Raw genomic sequence first — 17,880 nt, 5'->3', positions numbered from 1 at the left:
TCGCCAAAGGGGCCCCCGCACCGCCTGCGCTAACCGGCGCTCAGCTGAGGATGCCCTGCCTCGCGAGGTGGTCGACGAGCAGCTCGCCGATGTGCCGGATGTGCTCCGCCATCGCCGTGCGCGCGGCCTCGGCGTCGCGGGCACGCAGCGCCGCGAAGATCGCCGAGTGGTCGTGCGCCGACGCCGACGCCCACCCCTCGATCTTGCCGAAGAAGCGCAGCGGCACGTAGCTCACCGTCAGGTTCAGCAGCGAGGCCATCCGCAGGGAGCCGGAGACCTTGTTGATGGTGCGGTGGATCTCGTGGTTGAGGCTGTCGACGAGCTCGGTGTCGCCTGCCCGCTCGGACTCGGCGAGACGACTCTGGATCTCGTCGAGCCGGTCCAGCTCCGCCTCGTCGAGGCGCGTGGCCGCGCGGCCGGCCAGTTCGCCCGCGATGTAGGCCTGTACGTCGAAGAGATCCCGCACGTCGCGGCTGGTGATCGGCACGACGCGGTACCCCCGCCGGGGCTCCCAGCGCACCGACCCCTCGCTGTGCAGGATCATCAACGCCTCGCGCACGGGCGTCTGGCTCACGCCCAGCTCCTCGGCGAGGTGCTCGGTGCGCACGAACTCCCCGGCGGGGAACTGCCCGACCATGATGCCCTCGCGGACATAGGCGGCGACTCGCTCGCTCAGCTGCTGCTTGCCGCCGAAGCTGGCGCGCCGCGCCGGAGCAGTACCGGCCGTGGCGGGCCGCCCGCCGTGTCCGTCCATCATCCCGTCACCCGCGAGTCGCGCCATTTCTATATTCTAGAGGGCGCCTTCCTGGCCTGACCGGCCTCTGCCGCCCCCTGGTTGGCGTCGCCCGACGGAGCCGAACGCCGTGCCAGCTCCTTGTACGTCAGGGGCGCCTTCTCGAACACGCCCTCGTGCGCGGCGATCGCGTCCGCGAGCCGTTCAGGCCTCGGCCGCACGCGAGGCGCTCCTGGTCCGCTCCCGCCAACTTGTCGCCGGGACTTGACCTGGTCACGTATCTCCCTTTCGCATGGACACCGTGGATGTGCCCGCGGGCCACCGCCACCGGAACCGGGCGGGCCATCTCGTGATGTGGCTGACAGTGACCGGCTCATCTTGCACATTCTATAGAATGCAGTCAAGATGGCGACGTACCGCGATCGAAGGAGATCCAGTGAGTCATCGAAGCGACCTCTACCTCGACGGTGAGTGGGTCGCCGCGGGTAGCGCGGCGATCGCCGTGGAGAACCCCGCCACCGAGGAGACGATCGGCGAGGTGCCCGACTGCACCGCCGAGCACGTCGACAGGGCGGTCCGCGCGGCCCGGCGCGCCTTCCCCGGCTGGGCGGCCACGCCCAGGGCCGAGCGGGCGGAGTACCTGCGGAAGCTGCACGACGGTCTTGCCAAGCGCGTCGACGAGATCGCCGAGCTCATCGCCACCGACGTCGGCACCCCCATGCGCATCGCCTCGCGCATCCAGGCCTCCCTCCCGCTGACCGACATCTCGAGCTACGTCGACCTGCTCACGCGGGAGGAGCCCGAGGAGAAGATCGGCAACACCCTCGTGGTGAAGGAGCCGATCGGCGTGGTCGCCGCGATCACGCCGTGGAACTACCCGCTGCACCAGATCACCTGCAAGCTCGCCCCCGCGCTGGCCGCGGGCTGCACCGTGGTGATCAAGCCAAGCGAGGTGGCCCCGCTGGCGGCCGTCGCGCTGTTCGACGCGATCCACGAGGCCGGCCTGCCGGCCGGGGTGGTGAACCTCGTGCACGGGCGCGGTCCCGTCGTCGGCGAGGCCCTCGCCACGCATCCCGAGGTGGACCACGTGTCGTTCACCGGTTCGGTGCGGGCCGGCTCGCGCGTCGCCGAGCTGGGAGCGCGCACGATCAAGAAGGTCACCCTGGAACTCGGCGGCAAGTCGGCCAACGTCGTGCTCGACGACGCCGACCTCAGGACCGCGGTCAAGGTCGGCGTCGCCAACGCGTTCCTCAACGGCGGCCAGACCTGCACGGCGTGGACTCGCCTGCTGGTGCCCGCCGACCGCCACGCCGAGGCCGCCGAACTGGCCGGGGAGTTCGCCGCCGGGTTCGCCCCCGGCGACCCGCTGGACCCGAAGACCAAGCTCGGCCCGCTGGTGTCGGCCGCGCAGCGCGAACGGGTACGCGGCTTCATCGCCAAGGGCGTCGAAGAAGGCGCCCGCCTGGTCACCGGCGGCGCGGACACCCCGGCCGGGTTCGAGCGCGGCTACTACGTCTCCCCCACGGTGTTCGCCGACGTCGACCCCGACTCGACCATCGCGCAGGAGGAGATCTTCGGCCCGGTGCTCTCGGTGATCCCGTTCCGCGACACCGACGACGCGCTGCGCATCGCCAACAACTCCCGCTACGGCCTCCACGGCGCGGTGTGGTCGGCCGACAGCGACCGCGCGCTCGCCTTCGCGCGCCAGGTGCGCACGGGCCAGATCGACGTCAACGGCGGCGCGTACAACCCGCTCGCCCCGTTCGGCGGGTACAAGCAGTCCGGCGTCGGCAGGGAGATGGGACGGCAGGGCCTCGACGAGTACCTCGAAGTCAAGTCCATCCAGCTCTAGGGAGGCCCCTCGTGGTCAGAGCCGTCATCGTCGACGTACCCGGGGAACCGCCAGGGTGGCCGACCTCGAACCACCCGCGCCCGGCCACGGCGACGTGCGGGAGCGCATCGCCGCGGCGGGCGTGTGCCACTCCGGCCTTTCCATGATCAACGGAACGCTCACGCCGAAGTTCCCGCTCGTGCTGGGCCACGAGGCGTCCGGCGCGATCGCCGAGACCGGCGACTGGGCGGCCGCGTGCCGCGCGCGCTGGTACCGCCTGCAGGGCGGTGAAGGGCGTCACGAGTGTCCCCAGTGGACGGTGGGCCGACGGCACCGAGGCGCACGCGCGCATGAGCGTCGGCGCGTTCGCCGGGGACCGGAGCTTCGCCGACGTGGCCGGCTACGACGACGGGACACTGAAGATCCACCCACTATCGGAGAACCCCATGACTGACTCCCTGGAGACTCACCTGCGGGACTGGCGGCCGGAGCCGCGCACGGAGACCGGCGTCGTCGACGCGGGGCCGGTCGCCGCGCTGTCGGCCGTGCTCGACCAGCCCGTCGCCGCGAGGGCGGGTGACGACCTGCCCCCGCTGTGGCACTGGCTGCACCTGCTGGAGTGGCCGCCGCAGAGCGACCTCGGCGAGGACGGGCACCCCCTTTCCGGCCACTTCCTGCCGCCCATCCCGGACCGGCGGCGCATGTTCGCGGGCGGCAGGCTCACCATCGCGCGCCCGCTGGAGACGGGAGCCCACGTCGAGCGAGTGTCCACACTGGACAACTGCGGCGTGAAGGAGGGCCGCACCGGAGAGATGGCGTTCGTGACGGTGCGCTCCGAGTACCGGCAGGACGGCGAGGCGCGGGTCACCGAGGAGCTGGACTACGTCTACCGCAGCGGCGACGACGCACGGCGCTCGTTCACCACGACCACAGAACCACCGCCGGAGGACGGGGCGCCGTGGCGGATCGTGCCCGTGACCGACCCGGCGGCGCTGTTCCGGTTCAGCGCGCTGACCGCCAACGCGCACCGCATCCACTACGACGTCCCCTACGCCACCGGGGTGGAAGGCTACCCCGGGCTCGTGGTGCACGGCCCGCTGCTGGTGCTGCTGATGCTGGAGTTGGTGCGGCGCAACACCGATCGCCGGGTCGGGTCGGTGAGCTTCCGGCTGCGGCGGCCCGTGTTCGCCGGCGACCGGATCGTGGTCACGGGACGGCCGGAGGACGACGGCGCGGAGCTGGCCGTCGCCAGTGCCGCGGAGCCGCGGCATGCCACAGCACAGGTACGTTTCGCCGGATCGGAGGACTGAACATGGATGAGCTGGACGCCGACGAGCGGGCGATCGTCGAGACGGTGCGCGACTTCGTCGACCGCGAGGTCCGCCCCGTCGTCAGGGAGCTGGAGCACGAGAACACCTACCCGGAGAAGCTCATCGAGCAGATGAAGCGGCTGGGCATCTACGGGCTGGCGATCCCGGAGCCCTACGGCGACGTGCGCGTGTCCACGCCGTGCTACGCGCTGGTCACCGAGGAGCTCGCCCGCGGCTGGATGAGCCTCGCCGGGGCCATGGGCGGGCACACCGTGGTGTCGAAGCTGCTGCTCGACTACGGCACCGAGGAGCAGAAGCGGAAGTACCTGCCGCGCATGGCGACCGGCGAGCTGCGGGCCACGATGGCGCTCACCGAGCCGGGCGGCGGCTCGGACCTGCAGGCCATGCGCACGGTGGCCGTCCGCGACGACCGTGGGGGCACCCCCGGCGGGGGAGGCTATGTGATCAACGGGTCCAAGACGTGGATCTCCAACGCCCGCCACTCGGGCCTGGTCGCGCTGCTGTGCAAGACGGACCCGTCCGCCACACCCGCGCACAAGGGCATGAGCGTCCTGCTGGTGGAGAAGGGGCCCGGCTTCGAGGTGTCGCGGGACCTGCCCAAGCTGGGCTACAAGGGCGTTGAGAGCTGCGAGCTGTCCTTCACCGACTGCCGGGTGCCCGCCGACGCGCTGCTCGGCGGCGTCGAGGGCGCCGGGTTCGGGCAGATGATGCGCGGGCTGGAGATCGGCCGGATCCAGGTGGCGGCGCGCGCGACCGGCGTCGCCAGGGCCGCCTTCGACGACGCGCTGCGCTACGCCCAGGAGCGGGAGGCCTTCGGCAAGCCGATCTGGAAGCACGAGTCGGTGGGCAACTACCTCGCCGACATGGGCACCAAGCTCACCGCGGCCCGCAGGCTGCTGCTGCATGCCGCCACGCGGTACGACTCGGGCGAGCGCTCTGACCTCGAGGCGGGCATGGCGAAGCTGTTCTGTTCCGAGGTCGCGATGGAGGTGGCGCTCAACGCGGTCCGCGTGCACGGCGGCTACGGCTACTCCACGGAGTTCGACGTCGAGCGCTACTTCCGCGACGCGCCGCTGATGATCGTCGGCGAGGGCACCAACGAGATCCAGCGCAACGTGATCGTGTCCCAGCTCGTGGCCCGCGGCGGCCTCTGACCCGAGAGCATGGCGGGGACCACGACGGTGAGGAGCCCGCGATGAAGTACCTGCTGCTGATGCACTACAGGGTCGAGGGCGTGCCACCGATGGAGACGTGGCGGCCGGAGGAGATCAAGGCCCACATCGCCTTCCAGCAGGCCCTCTTCCGGGAGCTGACCGCCTCCGGAGAGCTGCTGGACGGGCAGGGCCTCTCCGGCCCGGAGGCCGCCAGGATCGTCACCTCCGACGGAGGGGAGCCCGTGGTGACCGACGGCCCGTTCGCCGAGTCCAAGGAGTTCCTCGCCGGGTACTGGCTCGTCGACGTGCCCTCCGATGAGCGCGCGATCGAGATCGCGGCGAAGGCCTCGGCGGCGCCCGGACCCGGTGGCAGGCCGATCCGGACGCCGATCGAGGTGCGCCCGGTGCCGGAGTTCGGCCCCGGGGCGTCCGGTCCCGGCGCGTGAGCGTCAGCGGCGGGCGGTGCCCGGCTCGGCCATGCGGCGGTGGGCGGCGGCGAGGAACCGCTCGGGGGTGAAGCGCGCGACCGCGGCCTGCACGCGGTTCCGGAGGGACCCGGCGACCACGGAGTCGCGGCCGGCCTTCAGCGCCGCGTAGGCCTGGCGGGCCACCTCGCCCGCGTCGTCCTTCGGCCCGGCGCCGATCTTGGTGTCGAGCATGCGGGCGCGGGCGAAGAACTCGGTCGCGGTGGGCCCCGGCAGCACGGCCGTGACGGTCACCCCGGTCTCCTTCAGCTCCTCGCGAAGGGCCTGCGAGAAGGACTGCAGGAACGCCTTCGACGCGCCGTAGACGGCCTGGAACGGGCCGGGCGTGGTCGCCGCGACCGACGACGTGAACAGGATCCGGCCCCTGCCGCGCGCGGCCATGTCCGGCACCAGCAGCTTCGCGAAGTGCACGGCGGAACGGACGTTGAGGTCCACCACGCGCAGCTGGTCCTCGAGCGACGTCTCCGCCTCCGCGAACGCCCCGCTCACGCCGACGCCCGCGTTGATCGCAAGCACGTCGACCGGGCGCCCCTTCGCGCGTACGCGCCGGGCCAGCTCCTCCACGCCGTCAGCGGTGGCGAGGTCCGCGCGCACGGTTTCGACGGCCGACGACTGCGAGCCGACCTCCCGCGCGGCGTCCGCGAGTTCGGTGTTCTCGGCGGCCAGCAGCAGGTCGTGGCCGTCCTCGGCCAGGCACCGGGCGAACTCGCGGCCGATGCCGGTCGAGGCTCCGGTGACCACGGCGAGCGGCCTGGCTGTCGACTCGGTCATGCGTTGCCTTCCTGATTAGGGGTGCGCTCCTCGTCTCCGGGTACCCGCCCGGTATGACGACCACGCCTTTCGAAGCGCATCCCGACCCGGACGACGACATCGCCGCCGCCGATCCCGGCCGCGGCGGGCCGGAGCCCGCGCCCGGGTTCGGGGTGGAGGCCGAGGACTCCGACCAGGTCGACAGCACCCGGGAGGACCCCGGTCCCGAGTGACCACCCGGCGCGCGGGCCGCGGCGCGAACAGGGCCGCCTACACCTGCCCTGGGGTGCCTTGCGCCGTCCCGAATGGGCAACTCGCGGTCCGGAGCGGGCAACTCGCGGTCCGGAGCGGGGGACTCTCGGGCTGGAGCGGGGGACTCGCGGGCTGGCTCGCGGGCCTGGCCCGCCCACAACAGCTGGTCACGCCACTTCGTGGGTTCACCAGCCCGGTCCCGGCGAATCCGCGCCCCGGCGCTGAGCCGTTACGCGCGCACCCTGGCCCGGCGGCCCTGCGACCCCTTGGGCTGCGGGCGTTTGCGCACGCCGACGGCCATCAGGGCGATGTCGACGTAGCGGCCCGCCAGCTCCTCGGGGGCGAGCGGGCCGCTGGGCTGGTACCAGCGGCCGATCGACTGGCACATCCCGAGCACGGCTCGGGCGGTCTCGGCGGGCAGCTCGGCCGTGAACACGCCCTGCCGCACGCCGTCCTCGACGATGCCGGCCATGAGGTTCTCCACCTCCTTGCGCCGCGCCGCGTAGCGCTTGCGCTTCGGCGGGGAGAGGTGGCGCAGCTCCGGGTCGAGCGCCGCGAGCCGCACCCGATGGGTCATGTAGAGCACCACGGCCTCGACCACGTAGGCGAACCGCAGGTCGGCGCGCTCCCCCGCCTCGGCCGCCGCCGCCTCGGCACGCCACGCCACGTCGCCGGTGCCCATCTCGAGCAGGGTCGCGAAGACGCCTTCCTTGTTCTCGTGGTGGTAGTACAGCGACGGCACGGTCTGGCCCACCCTGCGGGCGATGTCGCGCACGGTGGTGCCGTGGAAGCCGTGCTCGTAGAAGGCTTCCAGCGCCGCGGCGAGGATGGGCGTCAGCTCCAGCGGCTCGAAGTGCCGCCAGTCGGCGCCTGCGGCGTTCGCGGGCTCGGTCCGCTTCACGGCCGCGGCGCCATTCCGTCGTGCCATCTCCCACCCATCGAGCGTCTCTCAGCGACATCGTGAACGATACACACGCGCCCCGCCGCGGCAGGTGCTCAGCGCAGCCGCAGCACCAGCTTGCCCGTCGCGGAACGGTACTCCAGCTCGCGCAGCGCGTCCGCGGCCTCCTCGAGCGGGCGCACCGCGGGCCACAGCGGCGTGAGCCCGCCCCCGGCCAGCAGCGGGGCCAGCTCGTCCCACTGCTCGCGCAGACAACCCGGGTTCTGCCTGAGGAACTCCCCCCACGCGGCGCCCACCACGGCCGTGTTGCCGAGCAGCAGCCGGTTGACCTTGACGGTCGGGATCTCGCCGCCGGTGAAGCCGAGCACCACCACCCTGCCCTCGGGTGCGAGGCTGCGCAGGCTGTCGGTGAACCGGTCGCCGCCCACCGGGTCGACGACCACGTCCACGCCCCGGCCCGCGGTGTGCTCTCGCACCGACTCGCGCCAGCCGTCGACGAGCACCACGCGCTCCGCCCCTGCCTGCTCGGCGACGGCGGCCTTGCGGTCGTCGCTGACCACGGCGATGGTCGGCATGCCCAGCGCCCGGCAGATGTCGAGCGCCGCCACGCCGACCCCGCCCGCGGCGCCGTGCACGAGCACGGTCTCCCCCGCCTGGGCGCGGGCCCTGCGGCGCAGCGCGAACCACACCGTGAGGTAGTTCAGGGGCATTCCCGCGGCCAGCTCGAAGGGCACGCCGTCCGGCAGCGGCAGCACGTTGCCGGGGTCGGCGGCCACCACCTCCTGCCAGGTGCCGCCCATCTCGACGACCACGACCCGCTGGCCGGGCTCGAAGCCGCTGCCCTCGGGCGCACTGCGGACCGTCCCGGCACCCTCCATGCCGGGCACGAACGGCGGCTCCCGCCGGACCTGGTACAAACCCTTGGCCTGCAACAGATCCGGGAACGCGACCCCCGCGGCGGCGATGTCCACGACGACCGCTCCGTCACGCCCGCCGGGTTCGGCGGTCTCGGCGAGACGCAGGCCGGACGGCCCGGTCAGTTCGGTCACCTGCTGCGCGCGCACCAGCCTCGCCCCTTCCTCAGCGCGGGGCCATGCGGATGGCGCCATCCAGGCGGATGGTCTCGCCGTTGAGCATGGGGTTCTCCACGATGTGCCGCGCCAGCGCGGCGTACTCCCCGGGGTCGCCGAGCCGCGACGGGTGCGGCACCTGCGCGCCGAGCGAGGCGATGGCGTCCTCGGGCAGCGAGTCGAACAGCGGCGTGTGGAACAGGCCGGGCGCGATGGTGACCACCCGGACCCGCAGGCTCGCGAGGTCGCGCGCGATGGGCAGTGTCATGCCCACGATGCCGCCCTTCGACGCGGAGTAGGCGGCCTGGCCGACCTGTCCCTCGAACGCGGCGACCGACGCGGTGTTGACGATGACGCCCCGCTCCTCGCCGACCGGGTCCACCTGGGACATCCGCTCCGCGGCCAGCCGGATCACGTTGAACGTGCCGACGAGGTTGACGTTGATGACCTTGGTGAAGTCCGCGAGCGGGAACGCGCCCTTCTTGCCCACGGTCTTGATCGCGCTGCCGATGCCCGCGCAGTTGACCGCGATCCGCAGCGCGCCGAGCCCCTGCGCCGTGTCCAGCGCCGCGGCGACGTCGGACTCGCTGGTGACGTCCCCGGCCGCGAACACGGCTCCGTCGCCCAGTTCCTTGGCCACCGACTCGCCGTCCGAGGACGGCAGGTCGAGGATGAGCACCTTGGCGCCCTTGCCGTGCAGCTCCTTCACCGTCGCCAGGCCGAGACCCGAGGCGCCTCCCGTCACCACAGCGACGGCACCGTTGATGTCCATGTGACCCCTTTCAGTTCAGCACGCCGGCCAGGCGGCCGGAGATGAGTTCCCGTGCCTCGGTGACGATCCGCGTCACCAGCTCGGCGACGGCCGGGATGTCGCGGATGATGCCCTGCACCAGTCCCGCCGTCCAGATTCCCAGGTCGAGGTCCCCGGTCTCCAGCACCTGGCGCCCGCGCACGCCAGCCACGAGGTCGCGGACGTCCTCGAACTTCCCGCCGGCGTCGAGGATCTTCACCACCTCCTGGCTGACGGCGTTGCGCGCCACGCGGGCGGTGTTGCGCAGCGGCCGGAAGATCAGCTCGGTGTCGCGCTCGGTCGCCTCGACCATGCGCCGCTTGACGTTGTCGTGGACCTGCGCCTCCTGCGTGGCGACGAACCGTGTGCCCATGTTGATGCCGTCGGCGCCAAGCGCCAGCGCCGCGACGAGCCCGCGGGCGTCACCGAAGCCGCCGGAGGCGATCATCGGGATGGTGATCTTGTCGGCCGCCGCGGGGATGAGGACCAGCCCGGGGATGTCGTCCTCACCGGGGTGACCCGCGCACTCGAAACCGTCGATGGAGATGCCGTCCACGCCCAGTTCCTGCGCCTTGACGGCGTGCCGGACGCTCGTGCACTTGTGCAGCACCTTGACCCCGGCGCCCTGGAACGCGGGCAGGTGCTCGGCCGGGTTGAACCCCGCCGTCTCCACCACGGGCACGCCGGACTCCACGATCACGTCGCGGTACTCGGCGTACGGCGGCGGGTTGATAGACGGCAGGATCGTCAGGTTCACGCCGAACGGCCTGTCGGTCAGCTCCCGGCAGCGCGCGATCTCCTTGGCGAGATCCTCGGGCGTCGGCTGGGTCAGCGCGGTGAGAAAGCCCAGCGCGCCCGCGTTCGCGACCGCCGACACCAGTTCCGCCCTGCCGACCCATTGCATGCCGCCTTGCACGATCGGGTGCTCGACCCCGAACACCTCGCAGAACCTGGTTCGCAGCATCGCTCGCGGCTCCCTCCCGCCGACTCGGGTCCGAGCAGCAGACTAGCCACTTAACGAACGATAGATATTGTCCGCGTGATGTACGTCTCGCCCGGGTGCCAGGGGGCGATCTCAGCCTTGACAACAGGGGTTTTAGCTATCGATCGTTAATGCGTCGCAGGCGCCAGAGGAGACGCCGGGAAAGGATGCCATGACCACCGCGGTAATCGTCGATGTCGTTCGCACTCCCTCCGGCAAGGGCAAACCCGGCGGTCAACTGTCCGGTGTGCACCCTGCCGATCTGCTCTCACGCGTGCTGCGCGGACTGCTCGACCGCAACGACCTCGACCCGGCGCTCGTGGACGACGTCATCGGCGGCTGCGTCGGACAGGCCGGCGAGCAGGCCGTCAACATCACCCGCAACGCCGTGCTGGGCGCGGGCTTCCCGGAGTCGGTGCCCGCCACGACCGTCGACCGGCAGTGCGGGTCGAGCCAGCAGTCCGCCCACTTCGCCGCGCAGGGCGTGATCGCGGGCGCCTACGACGTCGTCATCGCCTGCGGTGTCGAGTCGATGAGCCGGGTGCCGATGGGCTCCCCGGTCGCGGGCAAGGACCCGTTCGGCCCGGCCGTCGCCGCGCGCTACCCCGACGGGCTCGTGGGCCAGGGCATCTCCGCCGAGATCATCGCGGGCCGCTGGAAACTCGACCGCGCCACGCTGGACGAGTTCTCCGCGCGCTCACACGCCCGCGCGGCCGCCACCGCGGCGGCGGGCGGGTTCGACCGGGAGATCCTGCCCATCACGGTCCCCGGCGAGAACGGCACCGAGCACACGGTCGGCACCGACGAGACCGTGCGGGCGAACACCACCGTCGAGGGACTGTCCGGCCTCAAGCCGTCGTTCTACGACGAGCGGCTCGCCGAGCGCTTCCCGGAGATCCAGTGGCGCATCACGCCGGGCAACTCGTCGCCGCTCACCGACGGCGCGTCCGCGGCGCTGATCATGAGCGAGGAGAAGGCGAACGCGCTCGGCCTGACGCCCAGGGCGCGGTTCCACAGCTTCGCCGTCACCGGCAGCGACCCGTTGCTGATGCTCACCGGAGTCGTGCCGGCCACGCAGAAGATCCTCGCCCGGTCGGGGCTGTCCCTCGACGACATCGACGCCTACGAGGTGAACGAGGCGTTCGCCCCGGTGCCGCTCGTGTGGCAGCACGAGCTCAACGCCGACCCGGAGAAGCTCAACCCGCGCGGCGGCGCGATCGCGCTCGGCCACCCGCTCGGCGCGTCGGGCACGCGGCTGCTCGGCACCCTCGTCGGCCAGCTCGAGGCGAGCGGCGGCCGGTACGGGCTGCAGACCATGTGCGAGGGCGGCGGCATGGCCAACGCCACGATCATCGAACGCCTGTAGCGCCCGCCCGGTTCCCCCCGGCGGCGGCATGCGCCTTCGTCGACCTCCCGGGTGCGAACCCTCTACGGTGGCACGACGCGCAGGAACCGAGCGAGGTGGAGGACATCGTGGCTGGACCGCTGAGCGGGCTGAAGGTCGTCGAGATGGCGGGCATCGGGCCCGCCCCGCACGCGGCGATGGTCCTCGCGGATCTCGGCGCGGACGTGGTGCGCGTCGAGCGGCCGTCGGGCTCGCTCGACCTCGCGGGCGGCAAGCCGGACCACCTGATGCGGGGCCGCCGCTCGGTGGCCGCGGACCTCAAGACCGACGAGGGGCGCGGGCTCGTGCTGCGGCTGGCCGCGAAGGCCGACGTGCTCATCGAGGGCTTTCGTCCGGGGGTGGCCGAGCGGCTCGGCATCGGCCCCGCCGACTGCCACGCCGTGAACCCGCGCCTCGTCTACGGCCGCATGACGGGCTGGGGTCAGGACGGGCCGCTGGCGCAGCGGGCCGGGCACGACATCAACTACATCAGCCTCACCGGCATCCTCCACACGATCGGACGGCACGACGAGCCGCCGGTGCCGCCGCTGAATCTGGTCGGCGACTTCGGCGGCGGGTCGATGTTCCTGCTCACCGGCGTGCTCTCGGCGCTGTGGGAACGGGAACGCTCGGGCGAGGGCCAGGTGGTGGACGCCGCGATGGTCGACGGCGCGAGCGTGCTGTCGCAGATGGTGTGGGCGATGCGCGGCATCGGCGTCTGGAGCGACGAGCGGGCGAGCAACCTGCTCGACGGCACGGCGCCGTTCTACGACACGTACGTGTGCGCCGACGGCCGGTACATCGCGGTCGGCGCACTCGAGAAGCAGTTCTACGCGGCGCTGCTGGAGGGGCTCGGCCTCGACCCCGCCGAGCTGCCCGAGCAGATGGACCGGTCCGGCTGGCCGGTGCTGCGCGCGCGGTTCACGCAGCTCTTCTCCAGCCGGACACGGGACGAATGGGCGGAGGTGTTCGCCGACACCGACGCGTGCGTCACCCCCGTGCTCACCTTCGACGAGGTCGCCGGCCACCCGCACCTCGCCGCGCGCGGGACGCTCACCGAGATCGACGGCATCGTGCAGCCGAAACCCGCGCCGCGGTTCTCGCGCACGGTGCCGGACCAGCCTGCCCCGCCACCGAAACCCGGCACGGACAACGACGCCGTGCTGCGCGACTGGCAGGCGTGACACTGTGGAAAGGGAGCCATGACCGACGTTCTCGTCGAGCAGACCGACGCTGTCCTGCGGATCACCTTCAACCGGCCGGAGAACCTCAACGCGTTCACGGCGGACATGCTGACCCGCGCCGCCGAGGCCGTGGAGGGCGCGGCGAGGGACTCCGGCGTGCGGGTGATCGTGCTGACCGGCGCGGGGCGGGCGTTCAGCGCGGGCGCCGACCTCGCCGGACGGGGCACCGACGACGTGGGCCCCGGCGCCCTGCCGGGGCCGGAGACGATCGACGCCGCCAACCGCCTCACCACGGCGCTACGCCGCGCCCCGAAGCCGGTGCTGGCGGCGGTGAACGGGCCCGCGGCCGGGGTCGGCTGCTCCTTCGCGCTGGCCGCGGACCTCGTGGTGGCGCGAGAGTCGGCGTACTTCCTGCTGGCGTTCGCGAACGCAGGCCTGATGCCGGACGGCGGCGCCACGGCGCTGCTGCCCGCGGCGATCGGGCGGGCGCGCGCGACCCGGATGGCGATGCTCGCGGAGCGGATCCCCGCCGCGCAGGCCGTGGAATGGGGCCTGATCGCGTTCGCGGTGCCGGATGAGGAGTTCGACGCCGAGGTGCAACGCCTCACCACGCAGCTGGCCCAGGGGCCGACGGCGGCCTACGCGCACACGAAGCACGCCTTCAACGCCACCGTGCTCGACCGGCTCCCCCAGGCCCTGGAAGCCGAACGCGAGGGCCAGGGATTGCTGTTCCACACCAACGACTTCGCCGAGGGCGTCGCCGCTTTCCGCGCCAAGCGCAAGCCGAAGTTCTCCGGCACGTAACCCCGCGAGTCGTGCACCCCGGTCCGCGAGTCCCCCACTCCCGACGCCGAGTTCTGCACTCGCGACGCCGAGTTCCGCGTTCCGGTCCGCGAGTCCCCCACTCCGGCGCGCGAGTCCCCCACTCCGGTCCGCGAGTCCCCCACTCCGGCGCGCGAGTCCCCCGCTCCGGTCCGCGAGTCCCCCACGGGATGGCGAGTAGCCCGCTCCAGACGGCACAACTCGCGGGTCCCAAGCGGGCAACTCGCAGGCCCGAACGAGCAACTCGCGGGCCCGAACGGGCAACTCGCAGGCCCGAACGGGGGACTCGCAGGCCCGAACGAGCAACTCGCGGGCCCGAACGAGCAACTCGCAGGCCCGAACGGGCAACTCGCAGGCCCGAACGGGGGACTCGCGGGCAGGAACGGGGGACTCGCGGACCGGCGCGGCGGCGGACGTCAGCGGAGCCGGGCGCGCTGGAGCTTGCCGACCTCGTTGCGCGGTAGGGCGTCCGCGTAATCGATCACGCGGGGTGAGGCGTGGGCACCGATGCGGGAGGTGACCTCCGCGCGGAGCCGCTGCTCCAGCTCCGCCGAGGGCGGCGCCGACGGAGCCCTCACGACGACCGCGCGCACCACCGTCCCGCCGCCCGGACCGGGCGCGGCCACGGCCGCCGCCTCGGCAACGCCAGGAAGCTCGTTGAGCACGCGTTCCACGTCCACCGGGCTCACGTTGTACCCGGACGTGACGATCATGTCGTCCTCCCGCCCCAGGAAGACCCACCTGCCATCGGGTCGCGTCCGGGCGCGGTCCTCCGTCACGAACAGGTCCCCGTGCCAGCGCGCCTCCCACGCCTCTGGCCGGTTCTCGTACCCCGTGCTGAGCTGGTACCTCGGCCGCTCCACGGCGATCAGCCCGCTCTCCCCCTCCGCCACCGGCTCGCCGTCGCGGTCCACCAGGCGCACGGCGAAGCCGGGGATCGGGCCACCGAGCGTGCCGGGCTCGGGTTTGGCACCGTCCGCGAGGTCGGCGAGCACCATGCCGACCTCGCTGAGCCCGTAGCCGTCGCGGATCGGCGGCGCGCCACCCCCGGTCCACCGCGACGCCGTGTCGGCGTCGAGCGGCTCGCCCGCCGCCGCGGCGGCGGACAGCTCACCCGGCACGCCGTACCGCCGCAGCGCGGGCAGCAGCTTGCGGTACGCGCTCGGCGCCGCCGCCACGCATGTGACGCCCTCCTCTCTCATCACCCGCAGCCAGGCCGCCGCGTCGTAGTCACCGCTGTAGACCACCCTCGGCGCCCCGAGAGCCATCGGCGCCACCCCGGTCGAGTAGAGCCCGTAGGCCCAACCCGGATCGGCCGTGGTGAAGAGGAGGTCACCGGGTCCCGCACCGAGCGAGTGCCGCGCGAACGGCAACACCGACAGCAGCGCCCCGTGCGGCATGACGCACGACTTCGGATCGCCGGTGGTGCCGCTCGTGAACAGCAGCGTGGCCGGGTCGGTCGCCGAGGTGGGCGACTCGGGGCCGTCGGGCGCGCTGCGCTCGACCTCGGCCCAGAAGCTGTAGTCGCCGCGCCGCACGCCCGTGCCCCTCGGCCCGGTCACCACCATCACCCCGGGATCACCGTCCATCGTGGACAGTGCCGCGTCGAGCACGTCCCGCCATCGGTGGTCGCACACGATCAGCCCGGCCCGCGAGGACCGCAGGCGGAATGCCAGCGCGTCGGTGCCGAAGCCGCAGAACAGCGGCACGTACACGAGCCCACTGCGCCACGCCGCCAGCGCGACGACGAGGCTCTCCACCTGCCGCGACAACAGGCCCGCGACGCGGTCGCCCTGCCGCAGCCCCGCCCGCGCGAACGCCCGCGCGGCCCTCGACGCGGCCCGGTACAGCTCCCGGTACGTCCAGCGCTCTCCCGACCCGTCGGCGTGCCGGACCACCAGCGCCAGTCTGCCCCGCTGTCCGGTGTACCGCCCGCACGCCTCCTGCGCGGTGTTGAGCCGGTCCGGCGCGGTGGACAGGCCGGCCTCGATCTCGTCCCAGACGCTCCCGGTCACCGGTCACTCCCGGAGTCTCGGTCGGCGGCGAGCAGCGCGCCGAAGGTGACGGCGCACGCGACGACGATGTAGACGGCCAGCACCCAGGAGCCGCCGGCGACACCGAACAGGGCTCCCGCGACGAACGGCGCCGGCCCGCTGGTGACCATCCCGCCGGCCTGGTAGGCCACCGACGCTCCCGTGTAGCGCACCCGCGCGGGGAACAGCTCGGCCAGGAACCCGGCGATCGCCGCGTAGGTGACGGCGTGGCCGACCGTGACCACGAGAATCATCCCGACGAGGATGAGCCACGGCGACGCCGTGTCGAACAGCCAGAAGAACGGGAACGCGATCGCCGCCATGTAGACCGCGCCGGCCAGCAGCACCGTGCGCCTGCCCACGCGGTCGGCGAACGTCGCGACCAACGGCACCGACCCGATGTCGAGCACGCACGCCGCCATGAGGCACAGGAGAATGGTGTCGCGGGAGACGCCGAGCTCCGAGGGGCCGTAGGACAGCACGAACACGGTCACGATGTAGAAGGGGATGTTCGCGGCCGCCTGGGTGCAAAGCCCGATCAGCAGCGACTTGCGGCTCGTGCGCAGCACCTCCCCGAGCGGAAACGCCGAGCGCGACTGGCGCACCCGCTCGAAGTCCGGCGACTCGATCACCTGCAGGCGCACGTACAGGCCGAGCAGCACCAGCAGGATGCTCGCGAGGAACGGCAGCCGCCACGCCCACGCCGTCACCTGCTCGTCGGGCAGTTGCTCGATCGCGAAGAACGCCGAGGCCGACAGCACGAGTCCGGCGGGCACCCCGGCCTGTGGCCAGCTGCCGTAGAACGCCCGGCGCCGGGGTGGCGCGTGCTCGACGGCCATGAGCACCGCGCCGCCCCATTCACCGCCGACCGCGATGCCCTGGACGAAGCGGCAGACCACGAGCAGCGCGGGCGCCGCGAGCCCGATCTGGGCGTAGGTGGGTAACAGTCCGATCGCGACGGTGGCGGCGCCCATCAGCATCAGCGACAGGACGAGCATTCTCTTGCGGCCCAGGCGGTCACCGAAGTGGCCGAACACGACTCCACCGAGCGGACGCGCGAGGAACGCGACGCCGAAGGTCGCGAACGCGGCGAGCGTGCCCGCCGCCGGGCTCAGTGTGGGGAAGAACTGCTCGTTGAACACGAGCGTCGCCGCCGTGCCGAAGAGGAAGAAGTCGTACCACTCGATGGCCGTGCCGATGAAGCTGGCGAACGCGACCTTGGCGGGGTGTACGCGCGGTGGCGCGGTAGTGCGTTGTGTGTCCACGAGGCTCTCCCAACGACAGCGGTGGCGAGGTGCGCTGGCCCCCGTTTTAACACGTGAAACGCAGCCAATCAACCTTTCGTGTACCGATCGGTCCAAGCCGATTGATCGGGAGATACAGAGCACAGATGCATATCCTTGGAACGATCGGTACAGTGCCTTTATGAACGAAACCGCTGACCGCACGGTGCTCGTCACCGGAGGGTCCCGGGGCATCGGCGCCGGAATCACCAGTGAGCTGGTCGCGCGGGGACGGCGGGTCGCGTGCGGCTACCGCGCCAACCGCGAGGCCGCCGAGAAGCTGCGCGCCGACGCCCCAGAACGCGTCCTGCCCGTCCACTACGATCTCGCCGACGCCGGCACGGCGACCACCGTCGTCGACACCGTCCTCGAACACTGGGGCGCGCTCGACGCGCTGATCCTCAACGCCGGTACCTGGAACGGTGGGAAACTGTCCACGATGGACCCGCTCGAGTGGTGGCGGGTCGTCGAGCTGAACATCGGCGGCGTAGCCGCGCTCGCCCGCGCCGCGCTGCCCGCCCTGCGGGCGAGCGACGATCCGAGCATCGTGATCGTCTCGTCGGTGATCGGCGTGATCGGCCACGCCGGCGACACCGCCTACGCCAGCGCGAAGGCGGCGCTCATCGGCTTCGCCAGGTCGCTGGCGAAGGAGACCGGGCGCGACGGCCTGCGGGTCAACGTCCTCGCGCCCGGATTCGTCGACACCGACATGACGGCGGAGGTCTCCGCCAAGGCCCGCGACGGCATCGAGCGCGCCACCGTGCTCGGCCGGTTCGGCACCGTGCCCGAGATCGCCCGCGCCGCCGTGTTCCTCAGCGAGGACGCCACCTACTGCACGGGATCGGTGCTCACCGCCGACGGCGGCTGGTCCATCTGAGTCTCCCCGGAAAGGAGC

General features: G+C 72.3%; 19 protein-coding genes. 10 read left to right on the top strand and 9 right to left on the bottom strand.

Annotation, left to right across the window (positions count from 1 at the left end):
• Positions 1 to 40: 40 nt before the first annotated feature.
• Together DI005_RS32610 and DI005_RS32605 are read right to left on the bottom strand one after the other, a co-directional pair.
• Positions 41 to 781, bottom strand: a complete 741-nt coding sequence (locus tag DI005_RS32610) for a GntR family transcriptional regulator (protein ID WP_228713928.1) — start codon at positions 779 to 781, stop codon at positions 41 to 43.
• Positions 782 to 783: 2 nt separating this feature from the next.
• On the bottom strand, positions 784 to 954 hold the full coding sequence (locus DI005_RS32605; RefSeq protein ID WP_233520399.1) for a hypothetical protein: 171 nt from the start codon (positions 952 to 954) through the stop codon (positions 784 to 786).
• Between the two features lie 173 nt (positions 955 to 1,127).
• Here DI005_RS32605 and DI005_RS32600 point away from each other — a divergent pair, with 173 nt between their 5' ends.
• From DI005_RS32600 to DI005_RS32580, 5 genes are all read left to right on the top strand, one after another.
• The gene (locus tag DI005_RS32600; RefSeq protein ID WP_170200550.1) at positions 1,128 to 2,585 is read left to right on the top strand and encodes an aldehyde dehydrogenase family protein; all 1,458 of its coding nucleotides are present in this window, start codon (positions 1,128 to 1,130) and stop codon (positions 2,583 to 2,585) included.
• Between the two features lie 142 nt (positions 2,586 to 2,727).
• Positions 2,728 to 3,018: a hypothetical protein gene (locus DI005_RS32595; protein ID WP_233520404.1), complete on the top strand. Its 291-nt coding sequence runs from the start codon at positions 2,728 to 2,730 to the stop codon at positions 3,016 to 3,018.
• Positions 2,915 to 3,874, top strand: a complete 960-nt coding sequence (locus tag DI005_RS32590; protein ID WP_233520398.1) for a MaoC family dehydratase N-terminal domain-containing protein — start codon at positions 2,915 to 2,917, stop codon at positions 3,872 to 3,874. The genes DI005_RS32595 and DI005_RS32590 overlap by 104 nt, the downstream gene beginning before the upstream one ends.
• Positions 3,875 to 3,876: 2 nt before the next feature.
• Positions 3,877 to 5,049, top strand: a complete 1,173-nt coding sequence (locus DI005_RS32585; protein WP_113644639.1) for an acyl-CoA dehydrogenase family protein — start codon at positions 3,877 to 3,879, stop codon at positions 5,047 to 5,049.
• Positions 5,050 to 5,090: 41 nt separating this feature from the next.
• Positions 5,091 to 5,495, top strand: coding sequence for a YciI family protein (locus DI005_RS32580; RefSeq protein ID WP_112268746.1), 405 nt, complete (start codon positions 5,091 to 5,093; stop codon positions 5,493 to 5,495).
• A 3-nt stretch (positions 5,496 to 5,498) separates the two neighbouring features.
• On the opposite strand, the gene DI005_RS32575 is transcribed toward DI005_RS32580, so the two are convergent.
• Positions 5,499 to 6,305, bottom strand: coding sequence for an SDR family oxidoreductase (locus tag DI005_RS32575; RefSeq protein WP_113644638.1), 807 nt, complete (start codon positions 6,303 to 6,305; stop codon positions 5,499 to 5,501).
• Positions 6,306 to 6,358: 53 nt separating this feature from the next.
• On the opposite strand from DI005_RS32575, the gene DI005_RS38760 reads away from it, so the two are divergent.
• Positions 6,359 to 6,517 (top strand): hypothetical protein, encoded by a 159-nt coding sequence (locus tag DI005_RS38760; RefSeq protein WP_170200549.1) that lies wholly within the window; start codon positions 6,359 to 6,361, stop codon positions 6,515 to 6,517.
• Between the two features lie 248 nt (positions 6,518 to 6,765).
• Here DI005_RS38760 and DI005_RS32570 read toward each other — a convergent pair whose 3' ends face one another.
• The 4 genes from DI005_RS32570 to DI005_RS32555 form a co-directional block, all read right to left on the bottom strand.
• Positions 6,766 to 7,464: a TetR/AcrR family transcriptional regulator gene (locus tag DI005_RS32570; RefSeq protein WP_112268742.1), complete on the bottom strand. Its 699-nt coding sequence runs from the start codon at positions 7,462 to 7,464 to the stop codon at positions 6,766 to 6,768.
• A 68-nt stretch (positions 7,465 to 7,532) separates the two neighbouring features.
• Entirely contained in the window at positions 7,533 to 8,501 is a 969-nt protein-coding gene (locus tag DI005_RS32565; RefSeq protein ID WP_113644637.1) for an NADPH:quinone oxidoreductase family protein, read from the bottom strand.
• A gap of 16 nt (positions 8,502 to 8,517) precedes the next feature.
• Positions 8,518 to 9,279 carry a 3-hydroxyacyl-CoA dehydrogenase gene (locus DI005_RS32560; RefSeq protein WP_112268738.1) on the bottom strand — a complete coding sequence of 254 codons (762 nt, stop codon included), beginning with the start codon at positions 9,277 to 9,279 and terminating at the stop codon, positions 8,518 to 8,520.
• A 10-nt stretch (positions 9,280 to 9,289) separates the two neighbouring features.
• On the bottom strand, positions 9,290 to 10,261 hold the full coding sequence (locus tag DI005_RS32555; RefSeq protein ID WP_112268736.1) for a nitronate monooxygenase family protein: 972 nt from the start codon (positions 10,259 to 10,261) through the stop codon (positions 9,290 to 9,292).
• A 190-nt stretch (positions 10,262 to 10,451) separates the two neighbouring features.
• Between DI005_RS32555 and DI005_RS32550 the strand changes: the two genes are divergently transcribed.
• From DI005_RS32550 to DI005_RS32540, 3 genes are all read left to right on the top strand, one after another.
• Positions 10,452 to 11,645: a thiolase family protein gene (locus DI005_RS32550; RefSeq protein WP_113644636.1), complete on the top strand. Its 1,194-nt coding sequence runs from the start codon at positions 10,452 to 10,454 to the stop codon at positions 11,643 to 11,645.
• Positions 11,646 to 11,752: 107 nt separating this feature from the next.
• The gene (locus DI005_RS32545) at positions 11,753 to 12,847 is read left to right on the top strand and encodes a CaiB/BaiF CoA-transferase family protein (protein ID WP_113644700.1); all 1,095 of its coding nucleotides are present in this window, start codon (positions 11,753 to 11,755) and stop codon (positions 12,845 to 12,847) included.
• Positions 12,848 to 12,865: 18 nt separating this feature from the next.
• Positions 12,866 to 13,651 carry an enoyl-CoA hydratase gene (locus DI005_RS32540; protein ID WP_113644635.1) on the top strand — a complete coding sequence of 262 codons (786 nt, stop codon included), beginning with the start codon at positions 12,866 to 12,868 and terminating at the stop codon, positions 13,649 to 13,651.
• A gap of 434 nt (positions 13,652 to 14,085) precedes the next feature.
• Here the strand turns inward: DI005_RS32540 and DI005_RS32535 are convergent, their stop codons facing one another.
• Entirely contained in the window at positions 14,086 to 15,684 is a 1,599-nt protein-coding gene (locus tag DI005_RS32535; RefSeq protein ID WP_113644634.1) for an AMP-binding protein, read from the bottom strand.
• Complete coding sequence (locus DI005_RS32530; RefSeq protein ID WP_112268728.1) at positions 15,681 to 16,967, bottom strand: MFS transporter; 1,287 nt, start codon at positions 16,965 to 16,967, stop codon at positions 15,681 to 15,683. Before DI005_RS32530 ends, DI005_RS32535 begins: the two co-directional genes overlap by 4 nt.
• A 160-nt stretch (positions 16,968 to 17,127) precedes the next feature.
• Here DI005_RS32530 and DI005_RS32525 point away from each other — a divergent pair, with 160 nt between their 5' ends.
• Positions 17,128 to 17,862 carry an SDR family NAD(P)-dependent oxidoreductase gene (locus DI005_RS32525; protein WP_113644699.1) on the top strand — a complete coding sequence of 245 codons (735 nt, stop codon included), beginning with the start codon at positions 17,128 to 17,130 and terminating at the stop codon, positions 17,860 to 17,862.
• Positions 17,863 to 17,880 lie beyond the last annotated feature (18 nt).

It is taken from the genome of Prauserella sp. PE36 (genome assembly GCF_003311655.1).
Taxonomy (GTDB): Bacteria; Actinomycetota; Actinomycetes; order Mycobacteriales; family Pseudonocardiaceae; genus Prauserella_A; species Prauserella_A endophytica.
The sequence above is the reverse complement of the archived record's forward strand: the minus strand, read 5'-3'. Positions and strand labels throughout refer to the sequence as shown.